Raw genomic sequence first — 20,941 nt, forward strand, 5'->3', positions numbered from 1 at the left:
CACCACCGTGGAGCCTGGTGCGACCACGACGGTGAGCCTGACCGGCGTACGCCTGCATGACGGTGACACGCCCGACGCGGTGGTGCTCCGCTCGGTGGCCGCCACCCCGGACGGCGGTGGCCTGGACACGCTCTGGCCGGTCGGCGCCCGGCCGGTACGAGGTGACCGCCGGCTACCTGCCACTGCCGGTGACCGGCGCGACCAGCCTCTGCGTGGGCGGGACCACACTGCGGTCCACCACCTTCACCGTTGGCGACGGCGGTGGCGTGACCGGATGGCGCTGGCTGTGGCTTGCCGGCGGAGGACTGCTGCTGGCACTGCTCGGTGTCGCGCTGGTGGTCCTGCTGCGGACACGCCGCCGCCGGCCGACCGCCGCCGCTGTGGCCCTGCTGCTGGTGTCCGTCGGCGCGCTGGTCGTCGGCGGCTCCCGACCGGCCCGGGCCGACTACGCGGTGGACCCGACCGGCGGCGTGCCGGTCAGCGGCGTCGACTTCCAGGGCGCTGTCGACAACTGCCTGAAGGGGTTCGCCGCGTCCGGCGGGGACCCGTCCGGCGTGCTGCCGCGGTTGCGGGACAAGAAGTCCCCCCGGGTGCGGATCATTCCGACCCCCGGTGGCTCGGGCGCGTTCGAGACCCCGGACAGCCCCGACGGGAAGGGTTCCTCGACGGTCACCTGGAATCCGACCTCCGTCGACCCGTACGGCGACGGCGTGACCCGGGACCCCTGCGCCGCGCTCTACCACGAGCTGAACCACGCCGACGACATCTCCCAGGGCAAGGTTCCGCAGGGCGACTGCGGCGGCACCGGCATCCGTACCGCCGAGGTGAAGGCGACACTCGCGGAGAACCGCTATCGGACGGCGAAGGGCCTGCCGCCGCGCACCGAGTACGACGGGAAGCCGCTGCCGAAGAACCTCGACGAGTGCAAGAAACCGGCGAAGAAGACGCCCCCGCCGAAGGGTCCGGTGAAGCTCTGCGAGGAGGGCGCGAACTGCGGCGGCAGCAACGGCGACCCGCACCTGGTCACATTCGACCGGGTCGCCTACGACTTCCAGGCGGTGGGCGAGTTCACGCTGGTCACCGCCACCGGCAACGACCCGCTGGAGGTGCAGGTCCGGCAGGCGCCGATGGCCGGCACCCGGACCGCCTCGGTCAACTCGGCGGTCGCGTTCCGGGTCGGCGCCCACCGGGTCGCGCTCACGCTCACCGACGGCGGCACCCGGGTGCACGTCGACGGCGCGCCACTGGCCGCGCCGTCGGAACGCACCGACCTGCCCGGCGGCGGCACCCTCACCCGACGCCCCTCCGACACCGGACCCACCGACGGGTACGACGTGACATGGCCGGACGGCTCCGCGGCGGCGGTGGACCAGATCGGCCACTACGGCTACCGGGTGCTGGTCAAACTCGCCGACGGCCGGGCCGGGAAGGTACGCGGCCTGCTCGGCGACTTCGACGGCGACCCGACCGATGACATCGCGCCCTCCTCCGGGACCGCGCTCACCCAACCGGTGCCGTTCGCGCAGCTCTACCCGACATACGCGGACAGTTGGCGGATCACCCCGGACCGCTCGTTGCTGCACTACGACGACGGGCAGGACACTGGCACGTTCACCGACCGCGCCTTCCCCGAACGGGAGGTCACCGTAGGCGACCTCGACCCGGCCCGCCGCGCCACAGCCGAGCAGATCTGCCGGTGGGCCGGCGTCACCGCTCCCGCCCAGCTCGCCGAGTGCGTCTTCGACGTCGCGGTCAGCGGCCGCCCCGAGTTCGCGGTGGCCGGCGCCACCACCGAGCGGGTCGCCCCGCCCGCCACCACGCCGATCACCGCCGTACCCGTGGCGACCGCCAGCCTGACCCCCGGCGGGGCGCCGCTGACATTCCCCGGCCGGGCCGGAGACGTCATCTTCGTCGACGCCACCGCGCCCGGGATCGGCAACCGCTGCTCGCCGTACACGCTCACCGACCCGACCGGCCGGGAGATCGCGAGCGGCTGCGCCATCAACGGCGTCGGCTACATCGACCGCGTCGACCTCACCGCCACCGGCACGTACGCCGTGCGGGTCACCGCCGCTCCCGGCGACACCGGACGAGCCGCCATCCTGGTGTACGCGGCTCGGGACGTCGACGGCACGCTGCAAGCGAACGGCCCGACGGTCATCGCGACACTGGAACAGCCCGGCGCACGCGCCCGGTACGGGTTCACCGGGCGGCAGGGTGAGCGCGTCTTCGTCGAGGTGCCCACGAGCACGCTGACCGACCAGTGCTCCCCACTGGAACTGCGCGACACCGACGGCCGGCTGCTGCACAGCGGCTGCGTGATCAACGGCGTCGGCGAGATCGACGGCACGCTGCTGCCCACTGACGGGACGTACACCGTGGTGGTCGACCCCAGCGGACGCGGCACCGGCGCGACCACACTGCGGCTCGTCAGCAGCCGCGACCGGGCGGCGACGATCACCGTCGGCGGGCCGCAGGTCGTCGCCACCGTCGACCAACCCGGCGCGGTCACCACCTACCGGTTCACCGCCAGCGCCGGCACGGCGGTGAGGCTGACCGCGACCGCCTCGGACCTACCCGACCAGTGCGGCGTGCTGGAGCTACGCGCCCCCGATGGCAGCCCCATCACCAGCGGCTGTGTGGTCAACGGGGCCGGCGACATCGCGCCGACAGTGCTGCCAGCCTCTGGCACGTACTCCCTGGTGGTGGACCCGTCCGGGGTCGCGACCGGGCAGGTCACCCTGACGCTGCGGTAAGGCGGACCCCTGCTCGTTCGGGGTGGCGTCCGGGGCGTGCTACCGTCTCGTCCCGTTGCCGGCGAGCGCCGCTAGCTCAACTGGCAGAGCAGCGGACTCTTAATCCGCGGGTTCGGGGTTCGAGTCCCTGGCGGCGCACCAGCAAGATGCAGGGGCATGGCCAACCGGCCATGCCCCTGAGTCGTCGGGGTTTTGGTGCGCGAGCCTGGGGCATCGTGGACTGAGCAGGCCATGTCGGCCAGCACCAGTCGGAGCCTGCCGGGGGTCATCGTGGGCGACCAGAACGCCGTCAACCAGTCCCATCTTCAGCACTACCGGACCACTGACGTCGAGGAGGCGCACCAGTTCTTCCGCACCGCGCTCGTGGACCTTCAGGTGCGGTTCAGCAAACCAGGACCCGAGGGTGCCCTGCTGGACACCAGTGTGGCCAGTCTTGACGATCTGACGGTGCAGCGACTGCACTACTCGGTGGGCACCCTGGTCCGGACCGAGCCCAGCGCCGACCTGAACATCAACGTGATGCTCGACGGGCACTTCGTCATGGAGGACGGTCGTGACCGCTTTCCCGTCAAGGCCGGTGGAGTCGTGCTCCAACCCCGGACCGCCCGCTGATCGTCACGTTCCGCGGGGTGGACGTCCTGACGGTACGTGTGCCGCGATCGCTGGTCGAGGACGCCGCCCAGGAAGCCGGCCTCGACGCTGCGGGTCTTCGCTTCGGCGACGGCCGACCGAGGACCGACGTGTTGGCCCGTCACTGGTCACAGACCGTGTCGTATGTTTGGCGTTCAATGCGGTCTGTGCCGGAGGCTGCCAGCAACCGCCTGATCGTTGCCCAACTACGCCGACTGCTGGCCACAGCGGCACTGGCCACCTTTTCCAATGCCACGCAGGACGGCGACCAGGCTTCCGGAGCGCGCCCGGTCGCACCGGCGACGCTACGGCGGGCCATGGCGTACGCCGAGGCGCATGCCGACCGCGGCGTCACAGTGACCGACCTGGCTGCCGAGGCCCGTCTGAGCGTCCGTGCCCTACAGAACGCGTTCCGCCGGCACCGTGACATGACCCCGTCGCAGTACGTGCGCCAGGTCCGTCTGGACCGTGCCCACCGGGACCTGCAAGCCGCCGATCCGGGCACCGGTGCGACAGTGGCGGCAGTCGCGGCGCGCTGGGGCTTCACCCATCCAGGACGCTTCAGCACCGACTACCGCCGGGCCTACGGCCACAGCCCAGGCCGGACGCTGCACACCTGAACCGAGCGGCGCACGGTGCTGCGTGATGGGGCAGACCAGGCGGCGCGGGCGTTGATCGGGCAGCACTGGTGGTCAAGAATCGATGCCGTGGAGGACGTGGATCTGTCGCAGGAATGGGCCCTGTTGCTGGGCGAACTTGACCGGCACGTGTCTCCGGGCGGCTCTCGCCGGACACGGCGACGTTGTCCGATCTGATGCACACCTACCAGGTGCCGGGGGTCAGCATCGCCGTCGGGCACGTGAGCGGGCGGCTGTGGGCGAGCGGCTACGGCGTCACGGGTGGTGAGGCGTCGACGCCGTTGACCGCGGGCACCGCGTTCGCGGCCTGTTCGATCAGTAAGCATGTCGCCGCGTTCGGCGCGTTGCTGCTGGTTCAGGACGGCGTGCTGGATCTGGACGCCGACATCAGCGAGTACCTCATCTCGTGGCAACTGCTCGACCGCGCTGGTCAGCGAACCCGGGTGACGGTACGACAGCTGCTGGCGCACACCGCCGGTTTGTCCGACACCTGGTATCGCGGCTACGCCGCGGGTCGCGCCCCGTCGCTGTTGCAGGTCCTGGAGGGCGGCGGCTCCACGACCACCCCACCGGTGCGGTCGACCCTTCTGCCGGGTAGCCGTTTCCGGTACTCGGGCAGCCACTACTCGGTGCTCCAGCAGTTGATGGTGGACGTGACGGGGACCCCGTTCGAGGACCTCATGCGATCGTTGGTGCTGGAGCCGGTGGCCATGGCCGACAGCAGCTTCGACCAGCAGCTTCCGCACCAGCGGCAGCATCCGGTGGCTCGTGGCCATCATGGGGGCGGCACCGGGGTGCCCGGCGGTTGGCGGGTGCAGCCGGAGACGGCGGCAGCTGGGTTGTGGAGCACCCCGACCGACCTGCTTCGGCTCGACCTTGAGATCGCCCGGGCGGCCTCGGGGGACTCGAAGCTGCTCAGCCGCGACCTGGCCACAGAGATGTGGTCACCGCAGATCCCCGGCGGCGTCTACGGGCTCGGCACCGAGCTCGCCGACCGCGCCGGATGCCGACGGTTCGGGCACACCGGGCAGAACGTCGGCTATACCTGCTTCTCCTACGTCTGGCCTGACAGCGGCACCGCGGTCGCGGCGATGGCCAATTCCGAGGATGGGTGGGAGTTGCTGGCGAGCATCCGTGCCGCTGCCGACCGTCACTACGCCACCGATGTCAGCGCCGAGCCACTTGGTGACGTGGCGGGCCGTTACGTCCTGCGCGACGACTACCCGATCGACATCGCGGTCAGCGACGGCCACCTGACCTTCTCCGCCGCCGCCCAGCAGCCGGTCGTCCTGCTGGCGGAGCCGGGCGGCCGCTACCTGCACCCGGGACTCGACCTGGAGGTCCGGTTCGTGCAGACCGACGATCACCATCGCGTCCTGGAGTTGCGGCAGGAAGGAGTCACGCAAACCGCCAGAAATCAGAGCGGCTGAGTGACTGCTGGGGGCGGTTCCTTGACCCAGCGTGCGCAGAGTAACGCGGTAAGTAGCACGTGAGGCCGTGCAGGCGTCATCGGTTTCCGACTATTACAATCCCAGGTCTGTGGTCGACGCAAAAGATTGCGTCGACGAGCCCAGCGTCAAACAAGCGGCGCAGGTCCCGGCTCCCCAACTTCCATGGGAAGCCTACAGCGACCTGCGCATCGGCTTGTCCAGCGGATTCAAGCTGATGTGCCCTCTTCAAGGGACGTCATCCGTGGCCGATCAACAACCCCTGGACCCCACGCACGCCTTCGCCGAGCTCGGCCGGATCAAACTCGACGAGACCGACCTCGAAGGTGTCCTGCAGCAGGTCGCGAACCTCGCCAAACGGACCATCGCCGGGGTCGACGAGGCGTCGGTGACCCTGATCCGGGGCAGGAACGCGCACACCGCGGCGTTCACCGGCGACCTCGCCGCAAACCTTGACGAACGGCAGTACGAACAGGGCGGCGGCCCCTGCCTGGAGGCGGCCGCCACCACCGCTGTCGTGTCGGTGCCCGACCTGACCCGCGAAGAACGCTGGCCGCACTACACGCCAGCGGCCATCGACGCCGGCGTACGCAGCTCGTTGTCGGTCGGCCTGCCCGTCCAGGAGGCGGTCACCGGCGCGCTGAACATGTACTCCACCAGACCCGGCGCGTTCGACGACGAGGCGGTCGTGCTCGCCCAGACCTTCTCCGGCTACGCCGCGGTCGCGCTTGCCAACGCCCACCTGTACGACGCGACGGCCACCCTGGCGCAGCACATGCAGGCAGCCATGGAATCCCGGGCGGTGATCGAACAGGCCAAGGGCATCGTGATAGCCGAGCAACGCTGCAGCCCCGACGAGGCGTTCAGCATCCTGAGCAAGATGTCCCAGGACACCAACCGAAAGCTCCGCGACGTCGCCGCGACTTTGGTCGAGAACAAGTACCGCCAGCCGCAGCCATAGCGGACGGTCGAATCGCGGGTGCCCACGGCCGACTGTTTGACCGTAGGCACCCCCGGACCGCGCGGCAAGGCTGAGCGAGACCGGCACCATGCACACAACCGCATGCGACGCGGGGCTGCTACCGCACCGGACCGTGCTGTGCGTCTGCCGCGAATGTCGTGCGTATCGTGGACAGGCGAGGCCACCGAGCACCCGGCTGAAGGAGGGGGCGCCGTGGCCACTGAATCCGTCCCGACCGGCAGCCTGGGCACGATCCTGGTCTGCGTTCGAGGCAACTCCGGCTCGGGCAAGACCAGCATCGCCAGGGAACTGCGGCGTCGGCACGGCCGGGGCTGTGCCCTGGTCGAGCAGGACTACCTGCGTCGCATCGTGTTGCGTGAGCGGGACCGGCCCGGCGGTGCCGCTCCGGCGCTGATCGGGCAGACCGTGCGGTTCGCGCTCGATCACGGCTACCACGTGGTGTTGGAGGGCATCCTGCACGCCAGCCGCTACCGGAGCATGCTCACGGATCTGCGCGACGGTCACCGGGGGCGGTCGCTGTTCTGCTACCTCGACGTGTCCCTGCCCGAGACCCTGCGCCGGCACCTCACGCGCCCGCAGGTCAACGACTTCACCGCCGAGCAGATGAGCGGCTGGTACGCCCCGCACGACGTGCTGGGCTGGCCCGGGGAGCTTGTCCTCCCGGAGACCACCGGGCTGGAGGAAGCCATCGAGGCCATTGCCGCAGCCTCGGGACTCACCCAGTCCGGGCGTGACGACGACGTGCTCCCCATCGTCCCGTAGCCCGGCACGAGGGGCCTCGCCCAGCGGCGGACGGCACGTTGCCGGCGCCCGGAGGCGCCGGCAACGCCTGGGTCAGTTGGCGTGGGTCAGGCGTGTGGTGATGCGCAGACCGGTGAGGGTGTCGTTCAGCCACGGCACCCGCTCGCGGTGCAGCCCGGCGGTCATCTGGTCCGCCCAGGTCTCGTACCGTTGCGTGAGCGCGTTGGCACGCGACCGCGCGCTGGTGACCAGGCAGTCGCCGAGGGGGTCACCGGGCAGGTTGGACGAGTCGACAGCGGGATCGCAGGGCAGCTTGAGGCTGACCTGGTCGCGCAGCGGGCGGCTGGTGTCGGGCGAGCACGGTGCGGGCCCGCAGAGGGCGTAGTTCCCGCCCGCCTTCGCGTAGGCGTTGCCGATCTTGGCGTCCGTCGGCATGTTCACCGGAATCTGGTACTGCCCGAACAGGTTCGCGGACAACACGTCGTCCGAGTCGAGGGCGTTGGGCAGACCCAACCGGGTGTACGCCTGGAGCAGCCGCGCGGATGTGTTCATCTTCTTCAGCGCGGTGGGCACCGGTCCGCTGACCTGAGTGCTCAGCTCGCGTACCCGGTCGTAGAGGGACTTCTGTCGGGCTTGCAGGAAACCGCGCAGGGTCGGCGTGAGCGAGGTGTCCAGGGCCGTGTTGTTCACGGCCGTGGCGCCGCTCGCGAAGGCGTAACGGCCGGACGGCCACCTCTGGGTCAGGGCCTGCTCGGGGGTGGTCTCGTTGTTGCAGCTGAAGAACTCGCAGTAGACGTGGTAGACCTGCTCGCCGGGCCAGGTGTAGTCGGCGGTCCGTGAGTTCTGCCAGGCCGTGGACGAGTTCAGCCGGAACCGGCTGTGGATCTGCAACCGCAGCTTGCCGTAGGAGCGGATCACGCCTCCGTTGTCCGTCGTCCGGGTGTGGACCCAGCTCGGCGTGTAGCAGTAGCCGACCTCGGGCAACTCCCGTACGCCCGCCGGCGGCTCGCCGAGGCGCGGCGTGTACGCGTACTGGAGGGTTTGCACCATGTTCGACATCAGGTCGTAGCGGACGTTGCTGGGTCGGTCGATCTGCCGGGGGCCGTCACACGCCGGCACCGTCGCCTCGTCGACCTTCGTCGGTGCCGGGGCGAGCGGCTTGTCCGTGTCCCAGAACAGGTCGTAGTTCTTGAGCACCTTGACCTGCACACCATTGGCGTCGGGCTCCCAGCGGGCCTGGATCTCGTTGGTCCGGAAGGCGGCCAGCGCGGTCGACAGCTCGTTGGTGGCGGCGACGTACTCGTCGATCAGCCCCCTGATCAGGCTGTTGGCGTTGCCGTCGACCGGCCGACCGAAGCTGGCCGCGAGATCCGCGATGCGGGTGCCCTCCGCCTCGATCTGCGCCGCGCGGCTGGTGCTGACCTGGGCGGCGTACGTTGGGTTCTGCAGCAACAACATGGAGTACGCCTGCGCGCCGAGGTTCCACACCGTCGGGTTGCCGACCGGCGTCGCCGGTTCGACCATCGAAGGGTCACGCCCGCTGGCCACCCGAGCCAGGTAATTGATCGACCGTGCCTCGCCGAAGCTGTTGAGGACGGTGGTCGGGTCGAGCGCCGGGTTGTCGGCGTCGGTCCTGGGCACCACGAAGGCGCTGCCGCTGGCCAACTGCGTGGCGGTCAGGTGGAACTCGTTCTCCGGGCCGACGAACTCGCCGTACGTCGGGATCGGTTGGCCGAAGTTCTCCAGGTAGCCGATGTACTGGTTGATGTCGGCGCGGGCGTAGTGCAGGGTGGCGTCGCCGATCGCGGCCAGGACGGTGGCGGCGATGTCCTCCAGGCGGAGGCCGAGCTGGGCGACCTGCTGCTGGACGAGGGTGATCTGGGCGGTGTTGCCGGCGATCGCCGCGTTCAGTTTGTCGAACTGGGCCATCATGTTCGCGTACACCGTGTTGATCTGGGCCTCGACCCGCGCGAAGCTGGCGCGCATCTCGTCGCCGAGGGCCCGCACCTCGTCGCGCAGTGCCTTGACCTGGGCGAGGATCTGCGCATCCAGCGACGGGGCGCTGCTGCCGAAGAGCCCGACGATCGACATCACGGCGCCGAAGATGTTGCCGGTCATCGCCAAGGTCGCGGTGCTGAAGATCGACCCCGCCAGCCCGCGGCCCGCGATCGCCGCCGCGTACTTGGAGATGGCGCTGATCGTGGTGAGGACCGCCTCGCCGATCACCTTGGACTTCTTGCCGGCGTCCGGGTCGGCGAACCCGATGATGGTCGACACCATGCCCACCCCGGCCTTGACGTCGGAGATCGTCTGCTGCCGTGCCTTGTCCCGGTCCTCGGCGGCCTTCCTGGCCGCCGCGGTGCACTCGGCGCTCGGCGGCCCCTCCGGCGGACACTTGCGGTTGTTCTCGCCGATCTCGAGACGGATCTCCAAGCTCAGGCCGAGCAGCTGCGCGTGCAGCGAGGCGAGCTGCTGCTTGGCCGCCGCGACGTACGCCACCGGGTCGTCCCGCAGCGCCAGGATCGCGTCGAGGTCCACGTGCGAAAGCCCGGGATCCTGCGTGAGCTCCTCGTAGGTGCTGGTCACGTCCACACCGGCCGGCGCACCGAGCACTGTGTTCCAGGCGGTGGCGACCGGAGCGCTGCCTGCCCCCGCCTGTCGGACCGCGGACCAGACGGCGGCGAGGGCGTCGTCACGGCCGCGCAGCCACTGGGCGGTACGCAGGGCGCCGGAGGCGAGTTCCTCGCGGGTGTCCCACGGTTCGACGGTCTTTCCGATCACGGCCCCGACCAGGCCGGTGATCTCCGGCGAGGTCCGGGTGTCGCCGCCGGGCGCGCCGAGCAGGATGTCGACGGACCTGAGCAGTAGGTCCTGCTCGGGCACCAACACGTCGTACGAGGTCAGCGAGCTGTCGAGCAGCTGCTTGCGCGCCGTGAGTTGGGTCTGTGCCTGTCCGGCCGTGGCGTTCGGGTGCAGCCGGTGCCACTGGACGAACTCGGCCGACAGCACCACGGCCTTGATCCGATCGGCACCCTGGAGGTGGGTCTCGGCGACCTGGCCGAAGGCCCGGTCGGTGAGCGCCGCCTGAGGGACTTCGACGGGGACGGGATCGGCCGACGCGGGTTCGCCGAACAGCACACCTGCCGCGGTGACTGCGATCATCGCCACCACAGCAGTCCCGCGCCTCGTACGCGTGGAACGTTTGATTGTCATGTCGCGAACGTATTGAGCAGCCGGAAAGGGCCCTGAAACCGCGCTGACGCGTGCGGGTCAGCCGCCGATCTCAGACCACTCGTCGGCCAACCGACGTTGCACCTCCCGCCGGGCGACCTTGCCTCGCCAATAGGCGCGCATCTATGGTTGCGGGGATCACCACAATCCTGGCCGTGATGACGCGGCCACATCGTCGAAGCGCTTCGACGACCCGTCGTTCAGGCCCGTCAGCCGGGTGTCGAGCCTGGTCACGTCGGTCTCGGCGCCCCTTGGCGTCGGTCGTACGACATGAGGAGAACCGCATGCGGAAATGGCGCCTCCGGCGCGGAATCACCGCGCTCGCGCTTGCCCTGCTCGCCCTACCGGCCGTTCCCGGCACGGCGTTGGCCGAGCCCACCTATCCCTTCCGTGATCCACACCTGGCGGTGGACGCCCGGGTCGACGATCTGCTCGGCCGGCTCACCCTGGACGAGAAGATCTCCTGGCTGCACCAGTACCAGCCGGCCGTCCCCCGGCTCGGCATCGGCCTGTTCAAGACCGGCACCGAGGCCCTGCACGGAGTGGCGTGGTCGACCGACATCGACAACAACGGCGCCGTGGTGAAGGCCACGGGCACGTCCTTCCCCCAGCCGGTGGGCATGGCGAGCACCTGGAACACCGACCTGATCCGGCAGGTCGGCTCCGCCGTCGGCGACGAGGCGCGCGGCTACCACGCGCAGAACCCCCGGGTCTGGGGGCTCAACCTCTGGGCACCGGTGGTCAACCTGCTGCGCGACCCCCGGTGGGGCCGCAACGAGGAGGGCTACTCCGAGGACCCGACGCTCACCGCCGCGATCTCGACCGCGTACGGCTCGGGGATGACCGGCGGGGACCCGGACCACCTGAAGAGCGCGCCGACCCTCAAGCACTACCTGGCCTACAACAACGAGGTCCGGCGTGACGTGACCTCGTCGAACGTGCCACCACGGGTGCTCAACGAGTACGACCGCGCCGCCTTCAAACCAGCCATCGCCGCCGACGCGGCGACCGGCGTGATGGCGTCGTACAACCTGGTCAACGGTCGTCCGGCCACAGTGGATCCGGACCTGGCCACCGTCATCCGCGGGTGGACCGACCAGCCCTTGCTCAACGTCACTGACGCCTGGGCGCCGAACAACCTCATCGGCTCCCAGGGCTACTACGCGACCCTCCCCGAGGGGAACGCCGCGATCGTCAAGGCCGGCCTGAACAGCTTCATCACCGACGACACCAACGCGCAGCCGACCGTCACCGCCATCAAGCAGGCGCTGGCCACCGGTCTGCTCACCGAGGGGGACATCGACGCCCGGATCCGGGAGACCCTGAACGTGCGGTTCCGGCTGGGTGAGTTCGACCCGGGCGGGGGCCGGTTCGGGGGCATCACCCCGGACGTCATCAACAGCCCCGAACACCAGCGACTCGCCCGGCAGGCCGCCGGTGAGGCAATGGTGTTGCTGAAGAACACGCGCCAGGCGCTTCCACTGGACCCCGCCCGGACCCGCAAGGTGGCAGTGCTCGGGCCGCTGGCCGACACCCTCTACTCCGACTGGTACGGCGGCGATCTGCCGTACGAGGTGACTGCGCTCGACGGCATCCGCGAGCGGCTGGGCGACTCCGCCAGTGTGAGCGGGCTCGACGGGGCGGACCGGATCGCCCTGAAGGACCCGGCGACCGGCCGGTACGTCACGGCCACCGGCACCACCGACGCCGACCCGGTCGCCGCCACCGGTGCCAGCGCAGACCTCGCCGCCCAGTTCGACGTGGTGGACTGGGGCCAGGACGTGGTGACCCTGCGCAACGCCGCCAACGGCCGTTACCTCGGCTACAACTGGGGGCCGTTCGTCACCCGTGACGAGCAGCCGAACGGCTGGTACGTCCAGCAGCAGTTCAAGCTGGAGCCGCAGGCCGACGGCACGGTGGCGCTGCGCTACGTCGGCTACGAGACGAAGGAGAGCTGGTTCGGCGCCGACACGTACGTGACCGTGGGCGACGACGGCGCCCTCAAGCTCGGCGCGTCGACAGCGGCCGACGCGACCCACTTCAGTCGTGAGGTGGTCAGCAGCGGGATCGACCGGGCCGTGGCGGCGGCGAAGGCGGCCGACACCGCCGTGCTGGTGGTCGGCAGCAACCCGTTCATCAACGGCCGCGAGGCGCACGACCGCACCTCGACCGCGTTGAGCGCCGGCCAGGAGGCGCTGGTCAAGGCCGTGACCAAGGCCAATCCACGTACGGTGCTGGTGCTTCAGACCAGCTACCCGGTCACCTTGAATTGGGAGCAGGAGCACGTTCCGGCCATCGTCTGGACCACCCACGCGGGCGCCGAGACCGGGCACGCCGTCGCCGACGTCCTCTTCGGCGACCGCAACCCGTCCGGCCGGCTCACCCAGACCTGGTACCGCTCGGACTCACAACTGCCACCGGACCTGCTGGAGTACGACATCATCTCGTCCGGCCAGACCTACCTGTACAACCGCGCGAAGCCGCTCTACCCGTTCGGCCACGGGCTGTCGTACACCCGTTTCCGGTACGGCCAGCTGCGTACCGGTGCCCACTCGGTCGCGGCCGACGACACGATCGCGGTCAGCGTCGACGTGACCAACGCCGGCAACCGGGCCGGCTCCGAGGTGGTCCAGCTCTACACCCATCAGCGCACCTCGCGGGACAAGACCCCGATCCGCCAGCTCAAGGCGTTCCAGCGGGTGCAACTCGCGCCCGGACAGACCCGGACCGTGACGCTCCGACTGCCCGCCGCCGACCTGGCGCACTGGGACGTCACCCGCAGCCGGTGGGTGGTCGAGTCGTCCACCTACGACCTGATGGTCGGGGCGTCCGCGCAGGACATCCGGGCCCGGGCCGCGGTGCGGGTGCGCGGTGAGACGATCCCGGCCCGGGACCTGTCCCGGCCCACCCGGGCGGAGAACTTCGACCGGTACGCCGGGGTCCGGCTCGTCGACGAGACGAAGGTCCGGGGTACGGCCGTCGGGTCCACCGCCGCCGGTCAGTGGATCTCCTTCGAGGGTTCGGCGTTGCGTCCCGGCGCGCGGACCTTCACCGCGAGTGTCGCCAGGGCCGGTGCGGGAGCGGGCGCCGTCGAGGTCCGGTTGGGATCGCCCACCGGCCGACTGCTCGGCACGGCCACCGTGCCCAGCACCGGCGACGACTACCGGTATGTCAGCACCAGCACCGAGTTGGCCGGGGCCGCCGGCAAGCAGGACGTGTACCTGGTGTTCGACTCCGCGCTGCGCGTGGCGGACTTCTCCATCAGGTGACCGACGACCGGGGGTCGGGTCGATCGTCGACCCGGCCCCCGGTCGGCTCTGACGTGCCCGCCCGCCGCCTGCGCGATGGCGGGCACGTCGTCACCGATTCGTCGGACGATGCGGCAGAAGGTGCGCCGGCCAGCACGCGCGCTCTGCCCGATCCGACATCATTTGCGCATTGACCGCTTCCAATTGCCGGTTGCAATGGTCAGACGTGTGACCTACGCTTTGCGGGAAGATTTCGGAGCGATTGGCAAAGGAGTGCGGTCGGGCGACAGACGTCCCCGCCGGCCCTCAGTGGCGTCGCTGTTTCCGTACTCGTCGCTCGATACGCAGGCAGGTCCATGTCGACGGCAATGGAAAGGAACAGCACGTGAAGTCAACCGCATCCACCGCTCGAACGTCCCTGCTGGCGGTCGCGGCGCTCGTCGCCGCGACGCTGCCGGCCGTGCTCATCCAACAAATGCCGGCCTCGGCCGCAGTCCAGGCGACCTACTATGTCGCCCCGGACGGAAATGACACCAATCCGGGGACCATCCAATCGCCGTTCAAGAGTCTGGAACGCGCACGGGACGTCGTCCGTACGGTGAATGCGAGCATGACCGGCGACATCAACGTGTACCTCCGCGGTGGCAGTTATCCGATCAGCAGCACTGTCGAATTCGGTGCCGGTGACTCCGGCACCAACGGATACCGGGTCATCTACGGCGCCTACCCCAACGAGAAGCCGGTTCTCGACGGGGGTGTCCAGGTGACCGGGTGGACCCAGCACAGCGGCAACGTCTGGAAGGCGCCGCTCGACCGCGCCAACAAGCTGCGGGCGCTCTACGTCAACGACAAGCGCGCGTACATGGCGTCGAAGACGATCAGCTCGGCGGGCTGTTACGGGACGTACAACATCACGGCCAACCAGGCCGCGTGGGCCTGGGAGTCGGGGTCGCAGTGCGACGGCGCCAAATACAGCCTGAACGATTTCCCGGCCATCGCTCGCAACCAGGACGACATCGAGATCGAGACGGGCACGACCTGGACCACGGCCATCGTGGGCGTCCGTCAGGTGACCACGAGTTCCGACGGCGCGAACCGGGTGGCCCTCTTCCAGCAGCCGGGCGCTGCCATCGCCCAGGGCGCGTTCAACGGCAACGCCCAGGTGGGCGGCACCCACAAGCTCATGAACGCCTACGAGTTCCTGGACGCGCCCGGTGAGTTCTACTTCGACAAGGGCACCCGGACGGTCTATTACTACAAGGCCAGTGCCGACAACATGTCGACCGCGACGGTCTACGCGCCGAACAACGTCACCAACCTGCTGCGGGTCGCCGGCACCTCGACCAGCAGCCACGCGCGCAACATCACGTTCTCCGGGCTGACGGTGCAGCACTCCGACTGGAACCTGTTCAACGTCGCTGGCGCGTCCTTCAAGCAGGCGCAGCAGGGCAACCTCGGTGCCCAGGTGTACGCGAAGGGCAACTTCCACGTCTACCACTACCGGAACGTGGATGTGACGCCCGGCATCATCCAGATCCAGAACGCGGACGGGATCCTCCTGCAACGCAACCGGATCCAGCACACCGGCGCTGACGGGATCAACATGATCAACGACGTGCAGGGCACGCAGTTGATCGGCAACCACACGAACGACATCGCCGGGTCCGCCATCACCGTGGGCCATCCGCAGCACGTCTACATCGGAGACGGCACCTCGACCAACCGCGAGAAGTTCTCCGCACAGGTCGAGGGGCTGCCGAAGAACATCGACATCAAGAACAACTATCTGTACGACAGTGCCGTCCTGTTCAACGGCCACAGCCCCATCTCGGCGTACTTCGCCGACACCCTGACCATCCAGCGCAACCGGATCGAGAAGACCCCGTGGTCCGGCATCACGCTCGGCTGGGGCTGGTGGAACTTCGACGGATCGTCGGGCTCGATCGTGCCGAACCGACCGACCACGACGGCGAGAAACAACACCATCAGCTACAACCACATCATCGACACGGTGCAGCGGCTGAGTGACACGGCGCCGATCTACACGTTGGGCAGTCAGCCGGGGACCACCATCACCAACAACTATCTCCAGGGCGTCCCGTCGGGTCACAAGTATGGGCTGCACCCGGACGAGGGGTCGGCGTTCATCACGTTCCGCGACAACGTGCTGAGTATCGACAAGAACGTCACCTGGATGATCAACTCAGACGACTTCGGGCGTAAGCACGATCTGAGCATCACGCAGATCTACGGCCCGATCAACAAGGTCTCGAACAAGTTCCTGCCGAACAGCACGATCGGCGACATCCTCGTCTCCTCCGACTATGTCTGGCCGGCGGCGGCCTACGGCATCGCCGCGAATTCCGGCCTTGAGGACGCGTACCGGGACATCATTCCGGCGAGCACCTTCTCCGCACCGAACTACGTGCTGCCGGCCAGCACGTTCGTTGCCAGTGCCACGGCGTCGATCCCGATCCGGAGCATCGGCGACGCCACCAGGTCGGTCTGGTTGGCCCCGTACGGCACGACCACCTTCACCGCCGGGGCGACGATGACCAGGGCAGCCGGCACCGCCACGTCCATCGCCGTGCCGGCCACGCAGGGCGAGTACCGGCTCTACGTCGTCGACGCACAGGGCAACCGGTCGGCCGAGTCGACATCCATCGTCCGGCAGCAGCAGGGCGGGGGCAGCGGTACGGGCAACGGACAACTCGTGGGTGGCCAGTCCGGTCGCTGTGTCGAGGTGCCCAACGCCTCGACCACCAACGGCACCCAGACGCAACTCTGGGACTGCTCCACCGGCACCAACCAACGCTGGACCCACACCTCCAGCAAGCAGCTGACCGTGTACGGCAACAAGTGCCTGGACGCCTCCGGGGCCGGCACGGCCAACGGCACGGCGGTCATCATCTGGGACTGCCACGGCGGGCTCAACCAGCAGTGGAACGTCAACACCAACGGCACCGTGACGAACGCCCAGTCCGGGCTCTGCCTCGACGCCTTCGGCGCCGCCACCGCCAACGGCACGAAGGTCATCCTCTGGTCCTGCAACGGCGGCGCGAACCAGCAGTGGACGCTGCGTAGCTGACCGACCGGACCGCGGGGCCAGGCCGACACGGGCCTGGCCCCGGGCTACTTGAACCTTCCTTGAAGCGACAGCCTCTCTCCGTGAGCGGAGGTGCTGCCGGACAACGAGTGGGTAATGGTGGGTGATGACCTCAACCTGGAAACCCCACGAGAAGCACGGTGGCCTGTCGAGCAAGGACAAGCGCGAGCTGCCGGAGACCGTCTTCGCGTTCCCCAAGGAGCGCAAGGAACCCATGACCGACGCCGGTCACGTCCGTAACGCCATCGCACGCTTCGACCAGGTGCAGGGCGTCACCGACGCGGACCGGGACCTGGCCTTCCAGAACATCCTCGCCGCCGCCAAGCACTACGGCGTCGACGTCGCGGAGACCGACTGGCGCCAACTCGGTCGACTGCCGCACACGCCGAATCCCGCCCACTGAGGCAACCGCACGCGATATGGCGCTACCGCCGGATAGGTTCGCCTTCGGCGGGTAAGCGGCGCGAATGCCCGCGAATCAGGAGCCGGCACCGCACTCCGACCCGGCATCGGGTGAGGCGTCCCGGACCGACCGGACGGTGGCCGGCCTGCGTGCGCGGCTACGACACGCGGTAAGTGCCCGCGTCTGGCGGTTCCGCCTCTTCGGGCTGCTCGCCGTGCAGGCCGGCGTCGCGGCGACGCTCGCCTGGTTCGTGGGAGCCCAGTTCCTGGACAACCCCTCCCCGGTCCTCGCGCCCACCACCGCGGTCGGCATTGTGGCCGCCTCGATGGGCACACGCCTGCGGCGCACCATCGAGCTGCTGGTCGGGGTGGTCCTGGGCCTCGCCGTCGGCGACGCACTCATGTCGCTGTTCGGCATCGGGCCCTGGCAGACCGGTCTGGTCGTGGTGCTGGCGATCATCGTCGCCGTGCTGCTCAAGGGCGGTGGATCCCTGCTCGCCCAGGCCGGCGGCACCGCGGTGCTCATCGCCACCCTGGAACCGCCCGTGCGTGAGCTGTCCGTCCCTCGCTTCGTCGACTCCGCAGTCGGCGGGCTCATCGGTCTGGCGGTCGGCCTGTTGTTGGTGCCCATCCACCCGCAGCGGACGGTGCGGCGGCTGGCCGAACCGGTCCTCGACCCGACCATCGCCGCCCTGCACAACCTGGCCGCGGCGCTGCGTCGTCGGGACCTTGGCGGCGCCGAGCAGAGTCTGACCGGTCTGCGGATTCTTGGATCACGGATGACCGCGCTGGACGAGGGGCTCGGGGCTGCCCAGGAAGTGGTGCGACTGGCGCCACTACGGTGGCGCCAACGCAAGATTCTGGCCCAATACACCCGGTCCATCCACCATCTCGAGCGCAGCCTGTACGGCTGCCGGGCCGTCGCGAGGAGACTCACCAAGGCTCTCCGGGACGATGAGCCGATACCGGATGAGTTCGCGGCTGCCATCGACCTGTTGGCCACCAGCGTGCAGACGCTGAGACGCGTCACCACCCCCGAGCGTGCGGACCCTCAGGACGCGCGCCGGCAGATCCTCACCGCTGTCGCGCTGGTCGGAAAGGCGCAGGGAAAACCCGCGCGGGATCCCACCCGTCCGCACACCCACCGGTTGGGCTACTCAGGAATGATCGCCGCGGGTGAGTTCCACACGGCCGCCCACGACCTTCTCATGGCCAGCGCGATGGGCACCGACGAGGCGGGAGAGCTGGTACGGCAGGCACTGGATCGGGCCGGTAGGGACTGAGCAGGCGGGGCCTGCGGCGGGCACCGCCGCCGCGTCGGGAGAGCCCAGTGCGTCACGTCGCCTTGAGGGACGCGAGGACGTCGAGGTAGTGCGGGTTCCTCATGACGCCCAGCACGTTGCCGAACGGGTCGACCACCGCTGCCGTGATGAACCCCTCGTCGCCGTGCGGAGTGATCGGTTGGTACTCCGTGGCCCCCAGCGCCAGCAGCCGCTCGACGGTGGCCTCGAGGTCGTCGACACACCAGTGCATGACCGCGCCGCCGGGCCCCGTCGCGGCCCCGGGCGGCGCGTACCCGCGGTCGATGATGCCCAACTCGGCCTGGTAGTCACCGATGCGGAACTCGGTGTAGGCCGGGCGCCCGTCGGGCCCCGGGCGCATGAAGTACGCCTCGACCCCGAGGAAATTCGCGTACCAGGCGGTTGCCACCTTCACGTCGTCGGCCCAGATGTTGAGTGTGGCGAATCCTCGCAGGCTCATCAGGTGTCCCTTCGTCGATGTCGTCGATAGGGACGCTATCGGCGATTGCGGAAGGTTTGCTTCCGCAATGACCAGCGGGTTCGGAGGAGTTCGCGTGTAGCCGGCAACTTCCCCGGGTAGTCGCCGCCGTTGCCATCACGAGCGGCGGGGGACCAACGTGGAAGCGACGTATCCGGCGATCGAGGCGCATGGTCTGATCGGTGACCTGCAGACCGCCGCGCTGATCAGCGCGGACGGCGCGGTCGACTGGTTCTGTGCGCCCCGTTTCGACTCACCGAGCGTCTTCGCTGCGCTGCTCGACCATGACAAGGGCGGCCACTTCCGGCTCACGCCCGACGGCATCGACTACACGAGCAAGCAGCTGTACCTACCCGGTACGCCGATCCTGATCACCCGCTTCCACAGCGCCGACGGCGTGGGGGAGTTGTTGGACTTCATGCCCGTCACCGGCGAACGCGCCACCGACCAGCACCGGTTGATCCGGCTGGTGCGGATGGTCCGGGGGCGCATGCGGTTCCGCTTCGACTGCCGTCCACGGTTCAACTACGGGCGTGACCCGTACGAGCTTGAGGTGCATCCCGAGGGCGACGTTTTCCGGAGCCCGACTCTGACCCTCACCCTCGCCGCGTTCAAGGACTCGTTACGGAAATTCGACGCGAGTGGGATCCGGCGGGACGCGGACGGCGTGTCCGCGTCGTTCACCCTGCACACGGGTGACATCGGCGGGGTCGTCCTGGAGACGGCCTGCCCGCACGCGCCCCGCGCGATGAGCACCGAGGAGGCGTGCGACCTGCTCGCCGAGACCCGCGACTACTGGCGGCGGTGGGTGGGCGGCTCCCGCTACAAGGGCCGCTGGAGGGAGGTGGTCGAGCGGTCGGCGATGACGCTCAAACTGATGACGTACGCGCCGACCGGCGCCCTGGTCGCCGCGCCGACAGCCGGGTTGCCGGAGCAGATCGGCGGGCAGAGGAACTGGGACTACCGCTACACCTGGGTCCGGGACGCGTCCTTCTCCGTGCACGCACTGCTGCGGCTGGGCTTCACCGACGAGGCCCAGAAGTATCTGCTCTGGCTGAACGAGCGCATCCGCGGGGCCCGGGACGGCGGCCTGCCCCTTCAGGTGATGTACCGGATCGACGGTTCACCGGACCTCAACGAGGAGGTGTTGGGTCACCTGGAGGGATACCGGGGCTCGGCGCCGGTGCGGATCGGGAACGGTGCGGCCGGCCAACTGCAACTCGACATCTACGGCGAGGCGCTCCTCTCGTTGGAACTCGCGGACCGGAACGGGCTGATCCCGCCGTACGAGGGGTGGCAGAAGACGGCGGCTCTGGTGGACTGGCTCTGCGAGCACTGGGACCAACCCGAGGACGGCATCTGGGAGACCCGGTCCGGCCGGCAGGACTTCACCTACGGGCGGGTGCTGTCCTGGGTCGCACTCGACCGTGCGATCCGCATCGCGCACCGCCGAGGGCGCCCCGGCGACACGGCCCGGTGGGCCACCGAACGGGACGCCATCTACCAGCAGGTCATGACCCGCGGTTTCAACCAGGAGCGTCGCGCGTTCGTGCAGCACTACGGGTCCGACATCCTGGACGCCTCGCTCCTGGCGATGCCCGGGCTGAACATCATTTCGCCGACCGACCCGATGTGGGAGTCGACGCTGCGGGCGATGGACGCCGAACTGGCCTCCGACAGCCTGGTCTACCGCTACGACCCGAAGGCCTCCCCGGACGGCCTCGCCGGCACCGAGGGCACCTTCAACATGTGCACCTTCTGGTACGTACAGGCGCTCGCCCAGGCCGGTCGGCTCGACGATGCCCGGTTGACCTTCGAGAAGATGCTCACCTACGCCAGCCCGCTGGGTCTCTACTCCGAGGAGATCGCCCCGACCGGTGAGCAGATCGGCAACTTCCCGCAGGCGTTCAGCCATCTCTCGCTGATCAGCACCGCTGCCCACCTCGACGACCTGCTCGACAAGGAGCAGTGCTGACCCGC

The 20,941-nt window shown here is 69.2% G+C and carries 13 protein-coding genes and 1 tRNA gene; 12 read left to right on the forward strand and 2 right to left on the reverse strand.

Going from position 1 to position 20,941, the window contains the following annotated elements:
* Positions 1–116: 116 nt before the first annotated feature.
* From AC3CF1_RS25395 to AC3CF1_RS25425, 7 genes are all read left to right on the forward strand, one after another.
* A complete protein-coding gene (locus AC3CF1_RS25395; protein ID WP_488451426.1) occupies positions 117–2,756 on the forward strand; it encodes a VWD domain-containing protein in 2,640 nt (879 codons plus the stop codon).
* A gap of 65 nt (positions 2,757–2,821) precedes the next feature.
* A tRNA-Lys gene (locus AC3CF1_RS25400) sits at positions 2,822–2,897 on the forward strand.
* A 90-nt stretch (positions 2,898–2,987) separates the two neighbouring features.
* On the forward strand, positions 2,988–3,368 hold the full coding sequence (locus AC3CF1_RS25405; protein ID WP_488451427.1) for a hypothetical protein: 381 nt from the start codon (positions 2,988–2,990) through the stop codon (positions 3,366–3,368).
* Between the two features lie 176 nt (positions 3,369–3,544).
* The gene (locus AC3CF1_RS25410) at positions 3,545–4,006 is read left to right on the forward strand and encodes a helix-turn-helix transcriptional regulator (RefSeq protein WP_488451428.1); all 462 of its coding nucleotides are present in this window, start codon (positions 3,545–3,547) and stop codon (positions 4,004–4,006) included.
* 182 nt (positions 4,007–4,188) lie between these two features.
* Entirely contained in the window at positions 4,189–5,454 is a 1,266-nt protein-coding gene (locus AC3CF1_RS25415; RefSeq protein ID WP_488451429.1) for a serine hydrolase domain-containing protein, read from the forward strand.
* Between the two features lie 67 nt (positions 5,455–5,521).
* The gene (locus AC3CF1_RS25420) at positions 5,522–6,433 is read left to right on the forward strand and encodes a GAF and ANTAR domain-containing protein (RefSeq protein WP_488451430.1); all 912 of its coding nucleotides are present in this window, start codon (positions 5,522–5,524) and stop codon (positions 6,431–6,433) included.
* A gap of 213 nt (positions 6,434–6,646) precedes the next feature.
* The gene (locus AC3CF1_RS25425; RefSeq protein ID WP_488451431.1) at positions 6,647–7,216 is read left to right on the forward strand and encodes a kinase; all 570 of its coding nucleotides are present in this window, start codon (positions 6,647–6,649) and stop codon (positions 7,214–7,216) included.
* A 72-nt stretch (positions 7,217–7,288) separates the two neighbouring features.
* On the opposite strand, the gene AC3CF1_RS25430 is transcribed toward AC3CF1_RS25425, so the two are convergent.
* The gene (locus AC3CF1_RS25430; RefSeq protein WP_488451432.1) at positions 7,289–10,408 is read right to left on the reverse strand and encodes a hypothetical protein; all 3,120 of its coding nucleotides are present in this window, start codon (positions 10,406–10,408) and stop codon (positions 7,289–7,291) included.
* A 302-nt stretch (positions 10,409–10,710) separates the two neighbouring features.
* On the opposite strand from AC3CF1_RS25430, the gene AC3CF1_RS25435 reads away from it, so the two are divergent.
* The 4 genes from AC3CF1_RS25435 (at position 10,711) to AC3CF1_RS25450 (ending at position 18,465) form a co-directional block, all read left to right on the forward strand.
* Positions 10,711–13,695, forward strand: a complete 2,985-nt coding sequence (locus AC3CF1_RS25435) for a glycoside hydrolase family 3 protein (RefSeq protein ID WP_488451433.1) — start codon at positions 10,711–10,713, stop codon at positions 13,693–13,695.
* A gap of 364 nt (positions 13,696–14,059) precedes the next feature.
* Positions 14,060–16,762: an RICIN domain-containing protein gene (locus AC3CF1_RS25440; protein ID WP_488451434.1), complete on the forward strand. Its 2,703-nt coding sequence runs from the start codon at positions 14,060–14,062 to the stop codon at positions 16,760–16,762.
* 124 nt (positions 16,763–16,886) lie between these two features.
* Entirely contained in the window at positions 16,887–17,183 is a 297-nt protein-coding gene (locus AC3CF1_RS25445; protein ID WP_088946488.1) for a DUF6582 domain-containing protein, read from the forward strand.
* A gap of 64 nt (positions 17,184–17,247) precedes the next feature.
* A complete protein-coding gene (locus AC3CF1_RS25450; RefSeq protein ID WP_488451435.1) occupies positions 17,248–18,465 on the forward strand; it encodes an FUSC family protein in 1,218 nt (405 codons plus the stop codon).
* Between the two features lie 52 nt (positions 18,466–18,517).
* On the opposite strand, the gene AC3CF1_RS25455 is transcribed toward AC3CF1_RS25450, so the two are convergent.
* Positions 18,518–18,943, reverse strand: a complete 426-nt coding sequence (locus AC3CF1_RS25455) for a VOC family protein (protein WP_488451436.1) — start codon at positions 18,941–18,943, stop codon at positions 18,518–18,520.
* Positions 18,944–19,100: 157 nt separating this feature from the next.
* Between AC3CF1_RS25455 and AC3CF1_RS25460 the strand changes: the two genes are divergently transcribed.
* Positions 19,101–20,936 carry a glycoside hydrolase family 15 protein gene (locus tag AC3CF1_RS25460; RefSeq protein WP_488451437.1) on the forward strand — a complete coding sequence of 612 codons (1,836 nt, stop codon included), beginning with the start codon at positions 19,101–19,103 and terminating at the stop codon, positions 20,934–20,936.
* Positions 20,937–20,941: the final 5 nt, after the last annotated feature.

Source organism: Micromonospora sp. MGP-C2 (assembly GCF_057766525.1).

Excerpts from the sequence above, each read along its gene's own strand:
- AC3CF1_RS25405 (WP_488451427.1), top strand. The coding sequence starts at position 2,988 with ATGTCGGCCAGCACCAGTCGGAGCCTGCCGGGGGTCATCGTGGGCGAC.
- AC3CF1_RS25410 (WP_488451428.1), top strand. The coding sequence starts at position 3,545 with ATGCGGTCTGTGCCGGAGGCTGCCAGCAACCGCCTGATCGTTGCCCAA.
- AC3CF1_RS25430 (WP_488451432.1), bottom strand. The coding sequence starts at position 10,408 with ATGACAATCAAACGTTCCACGCGTACGAGGCGCGGGACTGCTGTGGTG.
- AC3CF1_RS25435 (WP_488451433.1), top strand. The coding sequence starts at position 10,711 with ATGCGGAAATGGCGCCTCCGGCGCGGAATCACCGCGCTCGCGCTTGCC.
- AC3CF1_RS25445 (WP_088946488.1), top strand. The coding sequence starts at position 16,887 with ATGACCTCAACCTGGAAACCCCACGAGAAGCACGGTGGCCTGTCGAGC.
- AC3CF1_RS25450 (WP_488451435.1), top strand. The coding sequence starts at position 17,248 with ATGCCCGCGAATCAGGAGCCGGCACCGCACTCCGACCCGGCATCGGGT.
- AC3CF1_RS25455 (WP_488451436.1), bottom strand. The coding sequence starts at position 18,943 with ATGAGCCTGCGAGGATTCGCCACACTCAACATCTGGGCCGACGACGTG.